This window comes from Acinetobacter sp. ACNIH2 (genome assembly GCF_002934965.1).
GTDB lineage: Bacteria > Pseudomonadota > Gammaproteobacteria > Pseudomonadales > Moraxellaceae > Acinetobacter > Acinetobacter tandoii.
The window spans coordinates 403,841-422,917 of the sequence record NZ_CP026412.1 but is presented as its reverse complement, the minus strand read 5'-3'; the positions used below and the strand labels follow the sequence as shown (position 1 = coordinate 422,917).

18 protein-coding genes and 1 pseudogene are annotated in these 19,077 nt (G+C 39.9%); 14 read left to right on the top strand and 5 right to left on the bottom strand.

Annotation, left to right across the window (positions count from 1 at the left end):
* Window positions 1-3: 3 nt before the first annotated feature.
* Window positions 4-1,079 (bottom strand): IS3 family transposase gene (locus C3F34_RS01985; RefSeq protein WP_104440995.1). Its coding sequence is split into 2 segments (ribosomal slippage): window positions 4-827 and window positions 827-1,079, totalling 1,077 coding nucleotides; the frame shifts between segments, so codons are not numbered across the junction.
* 72 nt (window positions 1,080-1,151) lie between these two features.
* Here C3F34_RS01985 and C3F34_RS01980 point away from each other — a divergent pair.
* The 4 genes and pseudogenes from C3F34_RS01980 to yddG all read left to right on the top strand — a co-directional run.
* Window positions 1,152-1,535: pseudogene (locus C3F34_RS01980) on the top strand (transposase); the annotation flags it as partial.
* Between the two features lie 510 nt (window positions 1,536-2,045).
* The gene (locus C3F34_RS01975; protein WP_213064793.1) at window positions 2,046-2,189 is read left to right on the top strand and encodes a zinc ribbon-containing protein; all 144 of its coding nucleotides are present in this window, start codon (window positions 2,046-2,048) and stop codon (window positions 2,187-2,189) included.
* Window positions 2,190-2,566: 377 nt separating this feature from the next.
* Window positions 2,567-2,701 carry a zinc ribbon-containing protein gene (locus C3F34_RS01970; RefSeq protein WP_016165874.1) on the top strand — a complete coding sequence of 45 codons (135 nt, stop codon included), beginning with the start codon at window positions 2,567-2,569 and terminating at the stop codon, window positions 2,699-2,701.
* A gap of 225 nt (window positions 2,702-2,926) precedes the next feature.
* On the top strand, window positions 2,927-3,814 hold the full coding sequence (yddG, locus tag C3F34_RS01965) for an aromatic amino acid DMT transporter YddG (RefSeq protein WP_104440994.1): 888 nt from the start codon (window positions 2,927-2,929) through the stop codon (window positions 3,812-3,814).
* A gap of 51 nt (window positions 3,815-3,865) precedes the next feature.
* On the opposite strand, the gene C3F34_RS01960 is transcribed toward yddG, so the two are convergent.
* Window positions 3,866-4,657 carry a hypothetical protein gene (locus C3F34_RS01960; RefSeq protein WP_104440993.1) on the bottom strand — a complete coding sequence of 264 codons (792 nt, stop codon included), beginning with the start codon at window positions 4,655-4,657 and terminating at the stop codon, window positions 3,866-3,868.
* Between the two features lie 813 nt (window positions 4,658-5,470).
* Between C3F34_RS01960 and glnA the strand changes: the two genes are divergently transcribed.
* The 8 genes from glnA (at window position 5,471) to cysN (ending at window position 13,395) form a co-directional block, all read left to right on the top strand.
* Entirely contained in the window at window positions 5,471-6,886 is a 1,416-nt protein-coding gene (gene glnA / locus C3F34_RS01955) for a type I glutamate--ammonia ligase (protein ID WP_171284946.1), read from the top strand.
* Window positions 6,887-6,975: 89 nt separating this feature from the next.
* Complete coding sequence (locus C3F34_RS01950; RefSeq protein WP_016165895.1) at window positions 6,976-7,251, top strand: hypothetical protein; 276 nt, start codon at window positions 6,976-6,978, stop codon at window positions 7,249-7,251.
* Window positions 7,252-7,339: 88 nt separating this feature from the next.
* A complete protein-coding gene (locus C3F34_RS01945) occupies window positions 7,340-7,810 on the top strand; it encodes a chorismate--pyruvate lyase family protein (protein WP_104440991.1) in 471 nt (156 codons plus the stop codon).
* Window positions 7,811-7,828: 18 nt separating this feature from the next.
* On the top strand, window positions 7,829-8,710 hold the full coding sequence (gene ubiA / locus C3F34_RS01940; RefSeq protein WP_104440990.1) for a 4-hydroxybenzoate octaprenyltransferase: 882 nt from the start codon (window positions 7,829-7,831) through the stop codon (window positions 8,708-8,710).
* A 107-nt stretch (window positions 8,711-8,817) separates the two neighbouring features.
* Entirely contained in the window at window positions 8,818-10,263 is a 1,446-nt protein-coding gene (locus tag C3F34_RS01935; protein WP_104440989.1) for an alpha/beta hydrolase, read from the top strand.
* A gap of 103 nt (window positions 10,264-10,366) precedes the next feature.
* A complete protein-coding gene (locus C3F34_RS01930; RefSeq protein WP_016165899.1) occupies window positions 10,367-10,579 on the top strand; it encodes a hypothetical protein in 213 nt (70 codons plus the stop codon).
* A 212-nt stretch (window positions 10,580-10,791) separates the two neighbouring features.
* Complete coding sequence (gene cysD, locus C3F34_RS01925; protein WP_026441297.1) at window positions 10,792-11,700, top strand: sulfate adenylyltransferase subunit CysD; 909 nt, start codon at window positions 10,792-10,794, stop codon at window positions 11,698-11,700.
* 84 nt (window positions 11,701-11,784) lie between these two features.
* Window positions 11,785-13,395: a sulfate adenylyltransferase subunit CysN gene (gene cysN / locus C3F34_RS01920; protein ID WP_104440988.1), complete on the top strand. Its 1,611-nt coding sequence runs from the start codon at window positions 11,785-11,787 to the stop codon at window positions 13,393-13,395.
* A gap of 66 nt (window positions 13,396-13,461) precedes the next feature.
* Here the strand turns inward: cysN and tehB are convergent, their stop codons facing one another.
* The 3 genes from tehB to radA form a co-directional block, all read right to left on the bottom strand.
* Window positions 13,462-14,325 carry an SAM-dependent methyltransferase TehB gene (gene tehB, locus C3F34_RS01915; RefSeq protein ID WP_104440987.1) on the bottom strand — a complete coding sequence of 288 codons (864 nt, stop codon included), beginning with the start codon at window positions 14,323-14,325 and terminating at the stop codon, window positions 13,462-13,464.
* A 133-nt stretch (window positions 14,326-14,458) separates the two neighbouring features.
* Complete coding sequence (locus C3F34_RS01910; protein WP_104440986.1) at window positions 14,459-15,433, bottom strand: Tim44 domain-containing protein; 975 nt, start codon at window positions 15,431-15,433, stop codon at window positions 14,459-14,461.
* A gap of 128 nt (window positions 15,434-15,561) precedes the next feature.
* Complete coding sequence (gene radA, locus C3F34_RS01905; RefSeq protein WP_104440985.1) at window positions 15,562-16,944, bottom strand: DNA repair protein RadA; 1,383 nt, start codon at window positions 16,942-16,944, stop codon at window positions 15,562-15,564.
* 250 nt (window positions 16,945-17,194) lie between these two features.
* Between radA and C3F34_RS20690 the strand changes: the two genes are divergently transcribed.
* The gene (locus C3F34_RS20690) at window positions 17,195-17,317 is read left to right on the top strand and encodes a hypothetical protein (RefSeq protein WP_265596860.1); all 123 of its coding nucleotides are present in this window, start codon (window positions 17,195-17,197) and stop codon (window positions 17,315-17,317) included.
* A complete protein-coding gene (locus C3F34_RS01900) occupies window positions 17,295-18,794 on the top strand; it encodes an alanine/glycine:cation symporter family protein (protein ID WP_016165905.1) in 1,500 nt (499 codons plus the stop codon). Before C3F34_RS20690 ends, C3F34_RS01900 begins: the two co-directional genes overlap by 23 nt.
* Window positions 18,795-19,077: the final 283 nt, after the last annotated feature.

The following is a 19,077-nucleotide window of genomic DNA, read 5'->3' as shown; positions in this document are numbered from 1 at the left end:
AGGTTAAGCAGCCATTAGAGGTGGCCTTCCTTTGTTAGCTTGGTGTGGTCTTTCATGATTGTAATGCCACAGCCAATCAGTTGCGTAATCCTGAACTTCTTCTAACGTATCAAACAAATGCTTGCTCAGCCAACTATAACGTATAGTCCGATTATATCGTTCAATATACGCATTCTGCTGTGGCTTACCCGGTTGAATATATTCAATACGAATACCGTGCTCAGTAGCCCAGCGCACAAATTCGTGACTGATAAACTCGGGGCCATTATCACATCGGATCACTAACGGTTTTTCTCTCCACTCCAGCAATTGATTCAACGTACGAATGACCCTAATTGTGGGCAATGAGAACCCTGCTTCAATGGCTAGGCCTTCGCGGCGGTAATCATCAATCACATTCAATAATCGAAACTTGCGACCATCGGAAAGTTGATCATGCATAAAATCCAGTGACCAAACCTGATTTGCACGTATTGGCTCTTTCAGTGGTTCAGGCACATGTCGTTTTAGTCTTCTTCTCGGTTTAATACGCAGATTCAGTGCCAACTCACAGTAAATGCGATAAACCCGCTTGTGATTCCAGCAGTGACTCTCAACATGCCGTAAATACGAGAAGCATAGACCAAAGCCCCAATCGGTATTTTCCTCAGTGAGTTCAATGAGCCGTTCTGCAATGAGCACATTGTCATCACTGAGTCTAGCCTGATAACGGTAGCAGGTTTCACTTATGCCAAATGCAGTGCAAGCTAAACGGATACTAACAGCATGTTGGGCCACTGCCTGTTGAGCCATCTGACGTCGACAAGATGGCTTTACCACTTTTTTGACATCGCTTCCTGAATAATTTCTGCTTTTAATCGCTCTTCAGCATACATTTTTTTCAGTCTGGTATTTTCTGTTTCCAACTCTTTCAGCCGTGCCATCAAAGATGTATCCATGCCGCCATATTTAGCACGCCATTTATAGAAGGTTGCATTACTCATACCATGTTCACGACAAAGGGCCGCAACAGGTGTGCCAGACTCCGCTTGCTTCAAGATGGACATGATCTGGCTGTCAGTAAATTTAGATGTTTTCATGCAGAATCTCCTGCTTGTATCTTAAGAGAAAATTCTACTTTTAAGTCCTATTATTTTTAGGGGGGATTACCTAAGCTGCATTTGCTGATGAATCAATCAGGTGGAATAGTAAATACGATTTTATCTAATGGACATACAGCAGATATCAAAATGGTGGAGCAACTAGTCAAAGGAATGACTGCAAAATTGTATGCTGATCGCGGCTATATTAGTCATGAGCTTAAGAGCAGGCCTAAAGATCAAGATATTGATTTGATGACCTATCATCGTAAAAACATGCAAGCGATTAAATTATCAAAAGCGGATAACTACCACTTAAAACAACGCAATAAAATAGAAACATTATTCAGCTTGCTAAAAGGGACATACAACTTAGTCACGAGCAAAGCACGGAGTATTACAGGTTATTTGACAGGCATTTATGCTTCTCTGTGCGCTTATCAACTTTGTCATTAAAATAAGCCAATGATTCGTCTTATGGAAACATCGGCTTAAACAGGATTCGGATTAAATACAAAAAATCTTAATTTATTGGAAGGATGAAAGATGAGTTGGAGTTATACTTCGGATCGACCATAGTTAAAGTTCCATCATTAATTATGTTGATTTTATCCAAAAAATTTATTAACTTTATATATTCTTTTGTGATACTTTTTCTAAGTGTTATCTCGGTTTGATAATTAATTTTTTACCATCAACTAATCCAAATCCTGATTAAGCCAACCATTCGTATTATGGCGGTATTGGCTTAATCAGGATTCAGCTTATGTAATACTTCATATCTATTATTTTAATTAGTCTTGTAAGAAGATTAATTAATTCATTAATAGATTGTTTGTGTTAAATTGAGTTAGACATATATTTTTTAGATTGCAGGTATGCCCCTGCGGTCACAAAATAGACTCTACAAACTCAAAGGCTTGTCTATACTCTGTTCACCATTTCTAAAACACTTGGAGAACAAAAATGGTAACTGCTGGCGAAAAACCTGGAACAGGCTTCTATTTTTGTATTCAATGCGGGCACCGCGTTTACTTAGAAATTGGTACAGACCGTTTACCCCCGTGTACCAAATGTCTTGGCAATCAATTTAACAGCAAGATTGCCTAAGCTGCACACTGCAAACAGTGATCCGCTGTTTTGAATTATGCCCAGTCACACCAGATAGGGCTTTTTATTTGCATCAAGAAAACTATGGAGGGGGATGAAACCTGATACTAGTACTCAGCTGTATTGAGAACTTTGAATATCTGTTCACGATCACTGACTCTAAAGAACAGGGTATACGTGACCTAAAGCCTCATTTGTGTACGTAAAGTAAGCAAATCTTCGCTTTGATGATTAAATTTTATTTAGATCACCAATTTTTTGAATACATCATTTCTTACATTTATGACAACATTATTTTTTAAAATGATCAGTGGACATTGAGCATAAGCGCGTTATACTAGACCTACCATTTCTAAAACAACATAAGGAGGACAAAAATGGTTACTGCTGGCGAAAAACCCGGAACAGGCTTCTATTTTTGTGTTCAATGCGGACGTCGAGTCTACTTAGAAATTGGTACTGATCGTTTACCCCCGTGTACCAAATGTGCTTGCACTCAATTTCAAAAATAAAAGTGATTAAGCAACAACATTAAAACAGATATCCCTGTTTTAAAAAAAGCCCTATTCATCCATAGGGTTTTTTGTTGTTATTTAAAAATATTAGAAAACTCTATTGGAGATATTTGTTTTATATAGTTTGCGAGGAAACTTTCTATGCTCTTAGGTTAAATAACTTGTCGCCCTATTTAACTATTGCTACATTCACATGAATTTACACATGTTAAGTCAGGGATTATGTCGTATCGTTTCGCCACTATAATTGGATTGTGCGCCATTTTATTCTGGGCCGCTATTGTCGGGTTATTACGACAAGTAACGGATGGCTTCGGGCCAATTTTGGGTGTGTGTTTAATTTATAGTTTAAGTTCCGTCATTTTACTGATCTTATTTAAACCATCAAAATTACATTTATTTCCTAAAGTTTACCTCATTTGGGGTTCAATTCTATTTGTTGCTTATGAGTTATGCTTATCACTTTCTTTAACATTTGCTCAAAATAATCAACAAGCTGTGGAAGTGAGTATTCTGAATTATTTGTGGCCAAGCCTAACCGTTCTACTTTTAATTTTAACCAAAGAGCAAAAGTTTCATCCTTTAGTAATTGTGGGGATATTACTGACTTTATTTGGCATTATTCAGGTTCAAGTTGGAAATGGCGAGCTTAGTTTAAATCAACTGATACAGAATATTTCGCTTAACCCCATCAGTTATGCTTTAGCTTTTATGGGGGCTTTTATTTGGGCAGCGTATTGCACGCTCACGAAGAAAATTGGCGATGGTCAGAATGCAATAGCCATATTTTTTAGCCTAACTGCAGTGGCCTTATGGCTTAAATATCTTTGGATGGGTGATTTTCAAGTTCCTGAGCTTCACCTACAGAGTTTTGTTTATTTGGCGATTAGTGCTGCTGCATTTGGATTAGGTTACGCTGCTTGGAATATTGGCATCTTGCATGGCAATATTCAATTGCTTACAGCTGCATCCTATTTGACGCCGATTATTTCTTCATTTATTGCTATGCAGTTACTTGATTTGGGGCTGTCATGGGTATTTTGGCAAGGTGCTGCTTTGGTCACTTTAGGTTCGTTTTTATGTTGGTGGTCTACTCGTAGGACTTCATAAAACAGGGAGATGCCATCATCTCCCTAAATCTATCTAAACGATGATGCAAAACTATTTAGGGAAAATAAAGGAAGCAATCAAGCGTCCCCCCCATTCTTTTGCACTACCCGTCGTATCATCTGCCCAGTAACGCACACCACCACCAACACTGATCAGTTGCCCATTTAAATTTACAATTTTGGTCGCTGATAGATTTATTGGTATAGTTGCATCTTCACTATTCCAGTCATAGGTGGCTTCACTGTTGAGTGAGATGGTTAAACTACTTGGATAGGTATAGCTGACAAAAGGCTGCAAGAATGTACTGCTGATGCCTTCAGCATTGTCTTTATGCTCAACAGCCCAAATATGGTTTGCTAGGGCACCGAAAGTCCAACCATTCATTTGTTTTAGTACAACGGTTGTTGGTCCGAGTCCCCATTGATCTGCACCTAAAGTTTTTTCAGAAGCAGTAGGCAATAACATTGCTGGACCTATCCCCCAAATAATTCCCCCTGGTCCTGAATCGACTGGTGAAAGAAACAGACTTTGTACTGTATCTCCAGTGCCCCAGTCATCATATTTAGAGCTATCACCATATGTCTGATACACGACTGGCAGAACGGTACGTGAGATGAGATTCCAATCTTCATTTAAACTGATTGGAATAACAGGCTGAATATTGAGTTGATATCGTTCAATATCTTCTTCCGCGCCAATCTTTTCATCATAGTTAAGTTGAAAAGGTACACTCACCATAGCCGCGACAGGATTAGATAATTGTTTTGCTAAATCTGCCGTATCCGCAGCATAGCTGGTTATAGTAAAGAGAGAGCAAAGACTTAAGCATAAACTTTTTTTCATATTTTAGCTCTAGTTAACCCACTTATGTTTTTCTCATTTCGTACTTTATAAGTGTGAGATTAGATGAAGAAAGTAGGATCAATTTTTTTCTTTACTTTAATATTAAAAGGATCTTGAATTTTTAATAACGGTAAAGTAATTGGTTGGTGTCGTTGTCCTGCCTTTATTCTTACAGTGTTGTGCTTTATATAGTTCTAAATTGATTATAGTTTTTTTGTAGTATTGGTCAAAATTTATTTTTTGTCTATAAAAGCAACTGATTTTTACTAGATATTGAGTTTTCTGAATTTCTAAAGATGTCGGAGCCTATTGATGGGAAAATTGAGTTAAGAAGAGTCATGAGTAGCAATAAAGTGGTGCAAGTTTTTGGTTAGCTGTACTTAAAAATGAGAGTTAGGCATAGAAAACAGAGTAAAATGTTGTCAAAGTATGGTGAGAAGTAGTCTAAAAGATGAAATTTTATATCATTCATAAGCTTTTCTGATGAATTGCTTTGTGGTCTATAATTAAAAAAGACATCAATGTTAAAAAATATACTAAAAAATGCACTGCATTAAACCATTTGAATTTAAATGCACTATTTTGGTTCCTTTTGTGTGGTGATTAATTGCTTAATAATGAAAATGTTTGAATATGGTGCATTTCATTTTTCAAACAGTATAATAGGTGTTAAGCGAAGTTTATAAATCTTGTATTCTGATAAATAATTCAATGTTTTAGCTTTGCTTTTTAAAAGTTGGTATGAGAATTGCTTTATAACTGCCAACTACTAACACGCACTCCACAGGTGCAACAAAAAATCATCGGAGCAAAATGAGCATGGCGAACAAGGTCCTTCAACTCATCCAAGAAAGTGGCGCAAAATGGGTCGATTTCCGCTTTACTGATACTAAAGGTAAGGAACAGCACGTTACTTACCCAGCAGATACAATTGATGAAGATACTTTTGAAGACGGTAAAATGTTTGACGGTTCTTCAATTGCTGGTTGGAAAGGTATCGAAGCGTCTGACATGATTTTACGCCCAGATGCAGAAACAGGTTTTATCGACCCGTTCTTCGCTGAGCCTACAGTAGTTGTTACTTGTGATGTCATCGAGCCATCAACTGGTCAAGGTTATGACCGTGACCCACGTTCTATTGCTCGCCGTGCAGAAGAATATCTAAAATCTACAGGGATTGGAGATACTGCATTCTTTGGTCCAGAACCAGAATTCTTTGTATTTGACGAAGTGAAGTGGGACATCGATATGTCTGGCGCTCGTCATACATTAATCGCTGAAGAAGCTGCTTGGTCTACTGGTAAAGACTATGAATCTGGTAACTCAGGTCACCGTCCACGTGTTAAAGGTGGTTACTTCCCAGTTCCTCCAGTTGATTCTTCACATGACATGCGTGCAGAAATGTGTGCGAAAATTGAAGACATCATGGGCCCAGGTCGTGTAGAAGTACATCACCACGAAGTTGCATCTTGTCAATTAGAAATTGGTGTGAGCTTCAACACAATGGTTCGCAAAGCGGACGAAGTACAACAGTTTAAATATGCTGTTTGGAACGTTGCGCACCAATATGCAAAAACTGCAACTTTCATGCCTAAGCCAATGGTTGGCGATAACGGTTCTGGTATGCACGTTCACATGTCAATCTCTAAAGATGGCAAGAACTTGTTTGCTGGTGATGAATACGCTGGTCTTTCAGAAATGGCGCTTTACTTCATCGGTGGTGTGATCAAGCATGCTCGTGCATTGAACGCAATTACTAACCCTTCTACAAACTCGTACAAGCGTTTAGTTCCACACTTCGAAGCTCCGATTATGTTGGCTTACTCAGCACGTAACCGTTCTGCTTCTATCCGTATTCCTTATGTTTCTAGCCCTAAAGGCAAACGTATTGAAGCACGTTTCCCAGATCCAATGATGAACCCGTACTTAGGTTTCGCAGCATTGCTCATGGCGGGTATCGACGGTATCCAAAACAAGATTCACCCAGGTGAAGCTGCTGACAAAAACTTGTATGACCTTCCTCCAGAAGAAGAAGCTAAAATCCCTACAGTTGCACATAGCCTAGATATGGCTCTTGAAGCACTTCAAGCGGATCATGACTTCCTTCTTAAAGGTGGCGTATTCACTAAAGAAATGCTTGATGCGTACATTGAACTTAAAACTGAAGAAGTTCGTCGTCTTAACACGACTACTCACCCAGTTGAATTTGATATGTACTACAGCTTGTAATTCTGAACGGAATTCCACTGTAAAAAACCCGCGCTCGTCGCGGGTTTTTTTTGTATTATCTGTTTTATTTAAAAAAATAGATCAGCTTTATGGCACAACGTAAGAAACATACCAGTTTTTATCCGTGGATTGATCCCAAAGACCATGACAAAGGTTTTAAACTGAATTTTTCAATGGTGACCTATATTGAAGTTGGGCGTACTCCAGAAGGTTATAAACAGGCAGAGTTTGTTGCCCTGAAAAGCCCTGAATTAGCGCTCGATTATGATTATCCCCAAAGTTTTTTTCTGAGTGCTGAAGGGTTCATCTTGGTGAAAACGCCACAAGGGAAGTTTGAAGTCATTGCCAAAACAGATAATTGTTAATAATTGATCTTTAAATTGAATCAATAACATTCTTTATAAACTCTAAAAGGGTTTGAACGTAAAGTAGATCAATTAAACAGGTAAGGTTATGCAGCAGCAGATTCCAACTGAACTGAAAACATGGTTGTATGCTACAGGTTCATTGACGCAGCAACTCACGGATTTGGCGGGTGGAAAATTTAGGGTACAACCTATGAAAGAGCATTTTCAACGTCTACATTTTATTGATGCAAAATGGATGGGAATGCCACATCAACATACCTCATGGGTTAGAGAAAGTTTTTTATACGGCAATGATACGCAGCCTTGGGTTAAAGCGAAAAGTATTTTTCCAATTCTGAGTTTGCAAGGTCGAGCAAGACTTTTTAAACATATTGGCACAAAACCAATTGGATGGTTTTTGTTCCAGCGTACCAATCCAGCATGTGAACGCCGTGTGATTTGGTTAGAAGATGGTTGGACACGCCAAAGTTGTTATACTTGGCACGGTTGTAAATTTATTGTTCAAGAAACGTTCTTACCTGCATTCGAGCAGTATCTACGCAAAACCAAATTATGAAATTGTTAAAGGATTTTCATGGCTACGGTGCAACATATTACTTGGCGTGAACGCTTAGAAGCTTATTATTATTTATGTCGTTTCGATAAACCCATTGGTACTGAATTGGTCTTTTGGCCAACCATGTGGGCTTTATGGGTTGCGAATAAAGGTATGCCAAGTTTAGGAATTTTAATTCCAATGATTTTGGGCACCATTTTTATGCGTGCTGCAGGTTGCGCCATTAATGACTTTGCAGATCGTAAAGTAGATGCTCATGTAGAGCGAACCAAAAACAGACCTTTGGCAACAGGGATAATTAGCGCAAAAGAAGCGGTTTGTGTGTTTTTAATACTGGTTTTTGCCAGCGCATGTATGCTGTTTTTTTTACCGATAGAAACTTTTTATTGTTCTTTTGGTGCGCTATTTCTCGCTTTTATCTATCCTTTTATGAAGCGCTATACCCATTTACCACAAGTATTTTTGGGGGCTGCATTTTCGTGGTCTATTCCAATGGCCTATACCGCAGTGGGTGAATCTTTGGGATTAACTTGTTGGTTATTGTATTTTGGGAATTTAGCGTGGACGGTTGCTTATGATACGCAATATGCCATTACTGATCGTGAATATGATTTAAAAATTGGGGTGAAATCAACCGCGATTTTATTTGGACGTTACGATATTCAAATTATTGGTGCGTTGCAGGGATTAAGCCTGATTTTAATTTCAACGGCTTTATTTCTAGAACAATTATTGATGCCATTTGGTTTGCTTGCATTAATTTTAGTTGCTGGGGATTTTATCTTTCAAGCGGTTAAAACCAAAAACCGTGATCCGCAACTCTGTTTTTGGGCCTTCCGTCACAATCGTTGGGTAGGAATGATAATTTTTATGGGAATTTTTTTAGAATTAATAGTTTGAAATGACCATATGGTTAAAGAGTGTCCTATACAGGGCACTTTTTTTATGCCTTAATAATTCTGCATGTAGTTTCATGCCCAAAAAATAAAGATTAAAAAGGATATTTTATGAAGCGCACGAAAATAGCTTTGGCACTTACATTGACACTTTCAAGTCTATTTTTAACAGCTTGTAATGATGATGACGATAATACGGTAGCCGATTCCAATAAAACCTATTTATCTGAAGGGAATTATTCTTTAGATACAGTAGAGAATAGCTCATCGATTAAAGTCATGACCTATAATATGACTAATGTTCAAGGGAAAACTGCAACAGCCACTGCCATGGTATTGTTTCCAAAAGCCATTCAACCTAAAGATGGCTATCGCGTTGTGGTCTGGGAACATGGGACTGTTGGAGGTGGAGATGACTGTGCTCCGAGTAAAAATTTACTTAACCCTCGCTTTAAAATTCTCGCAGATACCTTATTGGCCGCTGGTTATGTCATCATTGCACCGGATTATGAGGGGTTGGGTACACCAGGTGTACATCCTTATTTGAACTTATCTAGTCAGGCTAATTCCGCAATTGCAGCGGTAAAAGCGGCAAAAGATCATTACGGTAAGCAATTAAATGGCGCATGGATGTCGATTGGTCAGTCACAAGGTGGACATGCTTCCTTGGGTACTGCGGAATTTGCCAATACAGACAGCAGCTATAAAGGAGCAGTTGCGGGTGCGCCAGCATCAAGTTTAGGGCGAATTATCCAGATTTATCTCGATCCGCAGTTGAATCTTGATGAAAATAATCAATCTAAGGGTGTGAATAGATTAGATGAACAATTACTAAAAGTTCGATATGCAGTTGCAAATAACATTATTACACCAGCACAAGGACAAGCAGCAATTGATCAAATTGCAGATGGTTATGCTGAGTTGTTGGCTTATGCAGCGCTGACCAGTTCGGGTATTAAAGCATATCAACCTAATTACGATTTAAAAAATATCTTTACAGCAGGTGCTGCGGATATTGCAGAAAAGGCATATGGCCGTACGGGCGATGATGGCGCATGTTTGGGTTATGCAGACCCGAATAGTGCAAATGGTTTACAAGAACAATTTAAAGTCGGGGTACTTGCTTTCTTAAATGAAGATCCTACACACTTAATTGCACAATATGGCATTGATTTAAACAAGATTAAAACGGACCCAGTAGTTCAGAAATTTTTAATAGATAATCAACCAGCCACCAACGCGACCGCAGCAAAAGTGATTAAAACACCTGTATTTATTATTCAGGGTGAGAAAGATCAAGCGGTATTGCCTATAGTTACACAGGCTTTATATGCAAATATGAAAACCAATGCAACCAAGTACTTCCCTCAAAATGCTTATGCTGATGGATATCAACTTACCATTGTGCCGAATGCAACACATACACAAGCGATTGTTTGTAAAAATGCAGATGCTTTTGATTTCATTCAAGCAAATATGTCCGCTGCTACAGGTATTGTATTGACTGACGCACAAAAAGATGCAAGTCAAAACCCACAATGTACGGGCAATTTCTAAGTACTGTGTTAGATACATCTTTGCAAAAAGAGTCTCATTATTGAGGCTCTTTTTTGTTATATTGTTGCGCAATGAAGAATGCAAGATTTGAGTTAAATCACCTATGAACCAACCTGAAGTGAATAAAAAACCGATGCCTTGGAAACTCATGGCATTTGGGCTGCTCATTCCAGTGTTTATTCTCGGAATGGCACTTTTAGCTGCAAAAAGTGATGCAGATAATAAAAAGCAATATGATTTAGAGCGTGCAGAAATTCAAAAGCGTGTTGAACTAAGACAACAGCGCGAAGCTGCCGCACAGGCAAAGAGTGAATAGATTAATTTTCTAAGGCTGTGCAATCATTTTGAAAGGGTAGAGATCGACTATAGCTTGAAAACTTATAGTTATTATTAGTTATGCTCTATATGACAATTTTGCATATCAATATAATAAAACAAGCAATAGTTGTGAATAGTAAATCTCTATAATGAATATCAATTGTTGAATGTGTAATAAGCACGAATTAGTAATCGGTGTTGTCGATGTCAATAAATGAGGAAAGACTTACTCATCTTAAACAGCTTGAAGCTGAGAGTATTCACATTATTCGTGAAGTAGCTGCCGAATTCGAAAATCCGGTAATGTTATATTCTATTGGTAAAGACTCAGCTGTCATGCTGCATCTTGCCTTGAAAGCGTTCTATCCTGCCAAACTTCCATTTCCGCTACTGCATGTAGATACAGGTTGGAAGTTCAAGGAAATGATCCAATTCCGTGACAACATGGCAAAAACCCATGGCTTTGATTTGATCGTGCATCAAAACAAAGAAGGTCGTGATGCGGGCATTAACCCGTTCGACCACGGTAGCTCAAAATATACGGATATCATGAAAACTCAGGGCTTGAAACAAGCACTGGATAAGTATGGTTTTGACGCTGCTTTTGGTGGCGCACGTCGTGACGAAGAAAAATCTCGTGCGAAAGAGCGTGTTTATTCTTTCCGTGATAATAAACACCGTTGGGATCCTAAAAACCAACGTCCAGAATTATGGAATTTATACAACGGTAAAGTGAACAAAGGCGAAAGTATTCGCGTGTTCCCATTATCGAACTGGACAGAGTTAGACATCTGGCAATACATTTATTTAGAACAGATTCCAATTGTTCCATTGTATTTTGCTGCTGAACGTCCAGTAGTAGAACGTAGCGGTACACTCATCATGGTTGATGATGAACGTATGCGTTTACACGAAGGTGAAGTTCCACAAATGAAATCGGTACGTTTCCGTACTTTAGGCTGTTACCCATTAACAGGTGCAGTCGAGTCAGAAGCGAATACCTTACCTGAAATTATTCAAGAAATGTTGCTCGCGACAAGCTCAGAACGTCAAGGTCGTATGATTGACCATGATGAAGCTGGCTCTATGGAAAAGAAAAAGCAAGAAGGCTATTTCTAATTTCCTAATCAAAGTCCCTCTTTATTAAAGAGGGATTTAGGGAGATTAAAAAATCGATTTCAAAGCATTTGTGGAGTTTGAGCAATGTCTCATCAATCAGAATTAATTAGCCAAGATATTTTGGCTTACTTAAAACAGCATGAACAAAAAGACTTATTACGCTTTTTGACGTGCGGTAACGTCGATGATGGTAAAAGTACTTTAATTGGACGTTTGTTATATGATTCAAAATTGATCTACGAAGATCAATTGCAAGCTGTGACCCGCGACAGTAAAAAAGTCGGCACAACAGGCGATGCACCTGACCTTGCGTTATTGGTAGATGGCCTGCAAGCAGAACGTGAGCAGGGTATTACCATTGATGTGGCTTACCGTTATTTCTCTACAGAAAAACGTAAGTTCATCATCGCGGATACGCCAGGGCATGAGCAATATACGCGTAACATGGCAACAGGCGCTTCTACTGCTGACCTTGCGATCATCTTGATTGATGCACGTTATGGCGTACAAACTCAAACACGCCGTCATACGTACATCGCAAGCTTGTTGGGTATTAAGAACATTGTTGTTGCGATTAACAAAATGGACTTGGTGGAATTCTCTGAAACTCGTTTTGGCGAAATCAAAGAAGAATACCAACAGTTTGTGAGCCAGTTAGATCGTAAGCCAAGCAATATTCTGTTTGTGCCAATTTCGGCTTTAAATGGCGATAACGTGGTTAATCCATCTGCAAATACGCCATGGTATCAAGGTCAAACCTTGATGAGCATCTTGGAATCTGTAGAAATTACCCGTGATTCAAGCAAGAGTGAATTCCGTTTCCCTGTGCAGTATGTCAACCGTCCAAACCTCGACTTCCGTGGTTTCTGCGGAACAATCGCACTGGGTGAAGTACATGTTGGCGATGAAATTGTGGCGTTACCTTCAGGTAAAAAGTCGACAGTTAAAGAAATCGTGACTTATGACGGTAACTTGGAGCATGCGATTGCTGGTCAGGCTGTTACTTTAACCTTAAACGATGAAATTGATATTTCACGTGGTAACGTGCTGGTCAAAGCGGGTGAAGAGCCTTCTTTATCACGTAGTGTCCGCGCAACTGTGGTTTGGATGAATGACCAACCGCTTGTAAAAGGTAAGTTGTATAACGTTAAGATTGGTACGCAAACAGTTCCAGCCAAAGTAACGGCAATTAACTACCGCGTGAATGTGAATACGCTTGAGCATACCCAAGTTGAACAGTTAGAGCTAAATGCAATTGCAGACTTAACCGTTGAATTTGATGCGCCAGTCGTATTTGACCGTTATCAAGACAGTCGTTATACGGGTTCATTTATCTTTATTGACCGTTTAAGTAATGTGACGGTTGGTGCGGGTATGGTTGAAGCCGCGGTTGAATGGACTGCACATGCGAACCCTGTTTCGGCAGAAGACCGTGCTGCACGATTAGGTCAAAAACCTGCGACAGTCACTGTAACAGCAAAAGCACTCGAGCAAGCACAAGTGTTAGAAAGCTTGTTGATTCAACAAGGTGTGGTAGCAATAGCGAAAGCAGGTTTAAGTGCTGAGCAAGTAGCTTTGTTACGTGAAACAGGTGTTGTGGTAATTACTGACCTCGTTGATGCAACCGATGTAAGTTTTACTGCTGAACAAGCAGAAGAGCTTGCAGAACAAATCGTGAAATTGGTTCGCCTGTAATAGATTGAATTAATTTAGAAAAACCCACCTTAAGGTGGGTTTTTTATTGCCTATAGATATTGCAAACTAGACCTTCTGTGCAAAAAGCGTGGCAAAGCGCTGTTTAATTCGGTGGCCTTGCTCATCAGTACGGTGCAGCTCACCAATATTTTCATTGTATTTGAGGATCGTCCAGTTTTGATAAAGTGCATTTAACTCGCCCGCTTTGAAGCTGAAAGGGAAGTCAGGTTGGACAGGATAATCTTCACTATCCATCGCACAGACAATCAAGTTATATCCGCCTGATTTGGTGGCTTGTTGCATTTGTGAAATCAGCGGTGGAACGGTATTGGCTTGTAAGAACATCATCACGACAGTGCAATAGATGAAATCATATTGCTTTTCAATTTGCTGATTTAGGTTTAAATCCCGCAGTTGGATATGAATATTGGTAATTTGTTCGGCCTGAATGATTTGCTCAAGGCGTTGTAAGCTTTGTGTATTTACATCCCATGCATCGACTTCAAAGCCGTGCTGACTTAAGAATAGGGCATTACGACCTGAACCACAGCCCACATCCAATGCCTTTCCACCTTGTAAATACGGTTGAGCTGCTAAAATTTCGGAATGGGTCGGTGTGAGTTGATATTTCTGCGTAAACAATTGATCGGATTGGCAATAGAAGCTGAGCTGGCATTCAATATCATCACTAAATGCCACAATACGATGCCAAACTTGAGGTTCAACTAGAGGAGGTTGTTCAGAGACACTGAAACAATGCTTTGAGATCACATTACCTTGTTCATTCAACATCGCAAAATCAAGTTCACCTTTCAAAATGTGCAGTTTTGCCCATGTGCCTTGTTTGGTATTGTGGGGTTGCTGAAAGGCGGTAGGAATGCTGTCGTGTTTCCAAACAGGGAGAGTTTTATAACAAACGAGAGATTGCATATGGATATCCTGTGATTGGGTGCTTCATCTCAGCTAGAAAAAGGGTTTATGCATATTTTTCATTCGATATTAGCCTGATTTGATAACAAATAAAAACAGCGACCGAAGTCGCTGTTTTTATGCAATTCAATGCTTAAGCCTGTTGAATACCTGCAACTAACCAGTCTTGGTTTGAACCCGCAGGTTTAACAAAATGCCAGATTTCAGTAAATGGTTGCGGCAAACTGTTCAAGTCTTCACTGACTGTACCTGTAAAGCGCACACTCACTACATATTGACCATTTTCAGTTGCAGAATCTGTCACCATGGCATTCAAGTTAGAGAACTCAGCAACATCTTGATCGCGGTTCGCCATAATGTCGTTATACATTGACTGATATAAGTCAGGCGTTAAATAGCGACGAATTTCTTCAATGTTGCTGGCAGTATTCATTGATTGAATATGGTTAAAGCGTTGGCGCGCAATACGTAAGAAAGCAGCAGGTTCAGTACCATCAGGAAGTTGGTTACCACTGTTGGTATATGCAGTGCCGAATGGCGCATTATTTACTGGTGCTTGAGTTGCTGCGCCACCACCTACAGATTGACCAAAAATATTGGTATTGTCCGTTGATGCACGCGGTGCCGCAGGTGTTTGACCAAATGGCGATGCAGTTTGACCGCCATTATTTGGTGCATATGGATTAGTGGATGTTAATTTTTTTTTTGCGCCCATCTTGCGGAAAATGAAGAAGGCAACAGCAGCAGCGAGAAGGATCCAGATCCAACCTGGAATTCCACCTTTTTCTTCTTGGGCGGCTTGAGCTTGACTTGCTGGGTGGTCATCTGCAAGCGCATTTGCAGCCACTGCACCTACGGCAGCACCAGCAACACCAGCAGCAACCATACTACCTACACCTGGACCAGATTTTTGTGGTGCAGTTGCAGGGGCAACAGGTTGTTGAGCAGGTGTAGCTTGACGAGGTTGTTGATAAGACTGTGTTGGTGTCGCAGAACGGCTCATGCCATGACTCTTACCACCACCTGCACGTTTCGCTTCTGCCAAAGGTGCTACCAATAACGCCGCTGCTAAAATACCTGCAACTAAACTACGCTGTCGAACTTCCATTCAATTTTCCTATAATAAAAAATGATAAATAGCCCTGTATTTATGCAGGCATTTGTCAATTTTTTCAATAAGAAAAAGCAATTTTTTTGTTTAATTTTGCACAGTTAAATTTTAACATCGGCGTTCGGCTATTCTGATAGATTCATTGCTTCGGTTAATGCTTCATGTAATCGTGCTACTGCAATAATTTGCACACCTGTAATGGCTTTCTGTGGTGCATTGGCACGCGGCACAATGATGTATTTAAAACCATGTTTAATGGCTTCTTTTAAACGTTCTTGACCATTTGGTACAGGGCGAATTTCACCTGACAATCCAACTTCGCCAAAAACTGCTAATTGTTGGGGCAATGCCTTACCTCGTAAACTGGAAGCGCACGCTAGTAGCACAGCTAAGTCCGAACCAGTTTCAGTAATTTTTAAACCACCGACGACATTAACGTACACATCTTGTCCAGAGGTTTGTACACCACCGTGACGGTGCATGACTGCAAGCAACATGTTTAGGCGGTTTTGTTCTAAGCCTAAGGCAACGCGACGTGGTTGTCCGTGTGCATCATCCACCAAAGCTTGCACTTCGACTAAAAGTGGACGTGTGCCTTCGCGGCTAATCATTACAATTGAACCTGGAATAGCTTCATCGTAGCGACTTAAGAAAATTGCTGAAGGATTGGCGACTTCACGTAAGCCTTTATCGGTCATACCAAACACGCCCAGCTCATTGACTGCACCAAAACGGTTTTTTACTGCGCGAATCATACGATAACGTGAGTCAGATTGACCTTCAAAATACAGTACGCAGTCAACCATGTGTTCAAGTACACGTGGTCCTGCCAAAGCACCTTCTTTGGTCACATGACCCACAATAAACAGTGCAGTACCACTATTTTTGGCAAAACGAGTCAGTAATGCGGCAGACTCTCGAATTTGTGAGACACCACCCGGTGCAGATTGTAAAGTTTCTGTGTAAAGGGTTTGAATGGAATCGAGAATTGCAACGGCAGGGCGTTCTTGTGCCAAAACTTCACAGATACGTTCTACACAAGTTTCTGCCATTACTTTGAGTTGATCTGTTGGTAAGTCTAAACGTTGTGCCCGTAGCGCAACTTGCGAGAGGGATTCTTCACCTGTTACATAGAGTGCGGAACTTCTGGCTGCTGCCATATAAGTTGCTGTTTGTAAGAGAATGGTTGATTTACCAATACCAGGATCACCGCCAATCAATACCACAGAACCAGTGACTAAGCCCCCGCCGAGTACGCGGTCAAACTCACCAATACCTGTTGCAAGACGCGTTTCATGCGAAACTGAGACCTGATTTAAAGTCGTGATATTTGCTGCTTGTCCTGCGTAGCCTCCGCCCATTTTAGGTTGGGCACGATGTGTCACCGCAGGTTCAATGCGGACTTCAACCAGACTATTCCATTCGCCACACTCAACACATTGTCCAGCCCATTTTGAATGGTCTGCACCACATTGCTCACAGCGATATACGGTTTTAATTTTTGCCATAAATAAAATTGAAAATAATCTGTAAATTAGATAAAAGTAATAGTTACGAAAACAATTAAATACAGTGAATGCAATTCTTAAGGAATAAGAAGTGTCGCTGTTTATCGTAATTACTGGTTAAAGGGAATTGCTCAGAAAAATAACATGATATAAGACTTTTACAAGTAAGAAACAGTGTGTTTTGAGTCAAGTGATTTGTTCAGTTCACTTTTTCCATGGAAGGAGTTTGAGCGTTTGGTTGTTTCTTGTCATGACACAGCAGTTTGATGGCATAGATATTGCTCATGCTCAAACAAATGAAAATAAAGCAATTGCAACATTTTCAAATTATATAAAAAAGGTTGATGTCTATGAGTGCAGCAGAAATTGTTGATTGGGTAAATAGTATTATTTGGAGCAAGGCTCTTATTTATTTGTGTTTGGGAGCAGGTTTATTTTTCTCTATTCTGACGCGCTTTGTTCAAGTTCGCCAAATGAAAGAGATGGCAAGATTATTAATACATGGTGGTTCTTCAGAACAAGGGATTTCTTCATTTCAAGCATTAGCCGTATCACTTTCGGGGCGTGTAGGTGTTGGTAATATTGCAGGGGTAGCAGCAGCAATTGGTTTTGGTGGTCCGGGCGCAGTATTTTGGATGTGGCTTGTGGCTTTCTTAGGAGCAAGTACAGCTTACGTAGAATCTACTTTGGGTCAAATTTATAAGGTGGAATACCAAGGTCAATACCGTGGTGGACCTGCATTTTATTTTGATAAAGGTTTAGGCCAACGTTGGTTAGGTGTGGTATTTGCGGTTGCCGCAATTGTATCTTGTGGTTTGTTCCTGCCAGGTATTCAAGCCAATGCGGTGGGGAATGCCTTTACGCAAATTACAGGTGAAGGTTCCATCGTCTTTGGTAATGTCGGTTCATTCAAATTAGTTGCTTTGGTTGTAATTCTATCTTTGTTGGCCATCATTATTTTTGGTGGTATTAAACGTATTGCACGTTTTGCCGAGTTCGTTGTTCCGTTTATGGCGCTAGGCTATATTTTAATGGCCCTCGTCATTGTGGTCATTAATATTCACGAATTACCACGTGTGCTGCAACTTATTTTTGACGATGCGTTTAGCCCTATGGCAGGACTGGGTGCTGCAATTGGTTGGGGTGTTAAACGTGGTGTGTATTCAAATGAAGCAGGTCAGGGGACTGGACCGCATGCAGCGGCAGCCGCAGAAGTACAACATCCAGCGCAACAAGGTTTTGTACAAGCTTTCTCAATTTATGTTGATACGCTATTTGTTTGTTCTGCTACAGCCTTCATGATTTTAATTACAGGTATGTATAACGTACAAGGCACATTAGAAGCAGGCCAATTTATTGTTCAAAATGTTGCAGGTACTGTCGAAATTGGTTCGCCAGCATTTACCCAAATGGCGGTGAGCACTGTATTTGGTGGTTTTGGACAAATTTTTGTTGCCTTGGCGGTGTTCTTCTTCGCATTTACCACAATTGTTGCTTATTACTATATTGCAGAAACCAACATCACTTATTTGAGTTATATCACTCAATCTCCATCGTTATTGTTCGTGACGAAATGTTTTATCATGATTTCTGTCGCTTACGGTGTAATCAGTGCAACAGGTTATATCTGGGGAATTGGTGATATCGGTGTAGGTTTAATGGCTTGGATTAATATTGTGGGTATTATTGTGACCTACTTTGTATGGAAACCAACCATCAAAGCATTGAAAGATTATGAGCAGCAACAAAAAGCAGGAGTAACAGAATATACCTTTGATCCTGTAAAACTTGGGATTCGTAATGCAACTTATTGGGAAGAACGCTTAAAGAAACAACAGAATAATCAATAAAGTAATTGAATGTTAGTGTGAAGTAGAACTTAAAAAGCAGTCACGGCGGCTGCTTTTTTTATTGAATGGTATAAGATTTATATGAACTGATGTGTCCAAAAGGCGCATTGTATTGCATTGATGTAGTGCGTATTATCGGCCCCAATTGTATAAGGCTTGAATGCTGAACGATACAGATAGAGTTGTTTAGCTTAGATTGACCCAAAAACTTACATGGCGAAGGCGTGCTTAAAAATAGTGCAAATGTGTAATTTGGATTAATTTGGTTAAAAAAATCTTAAAG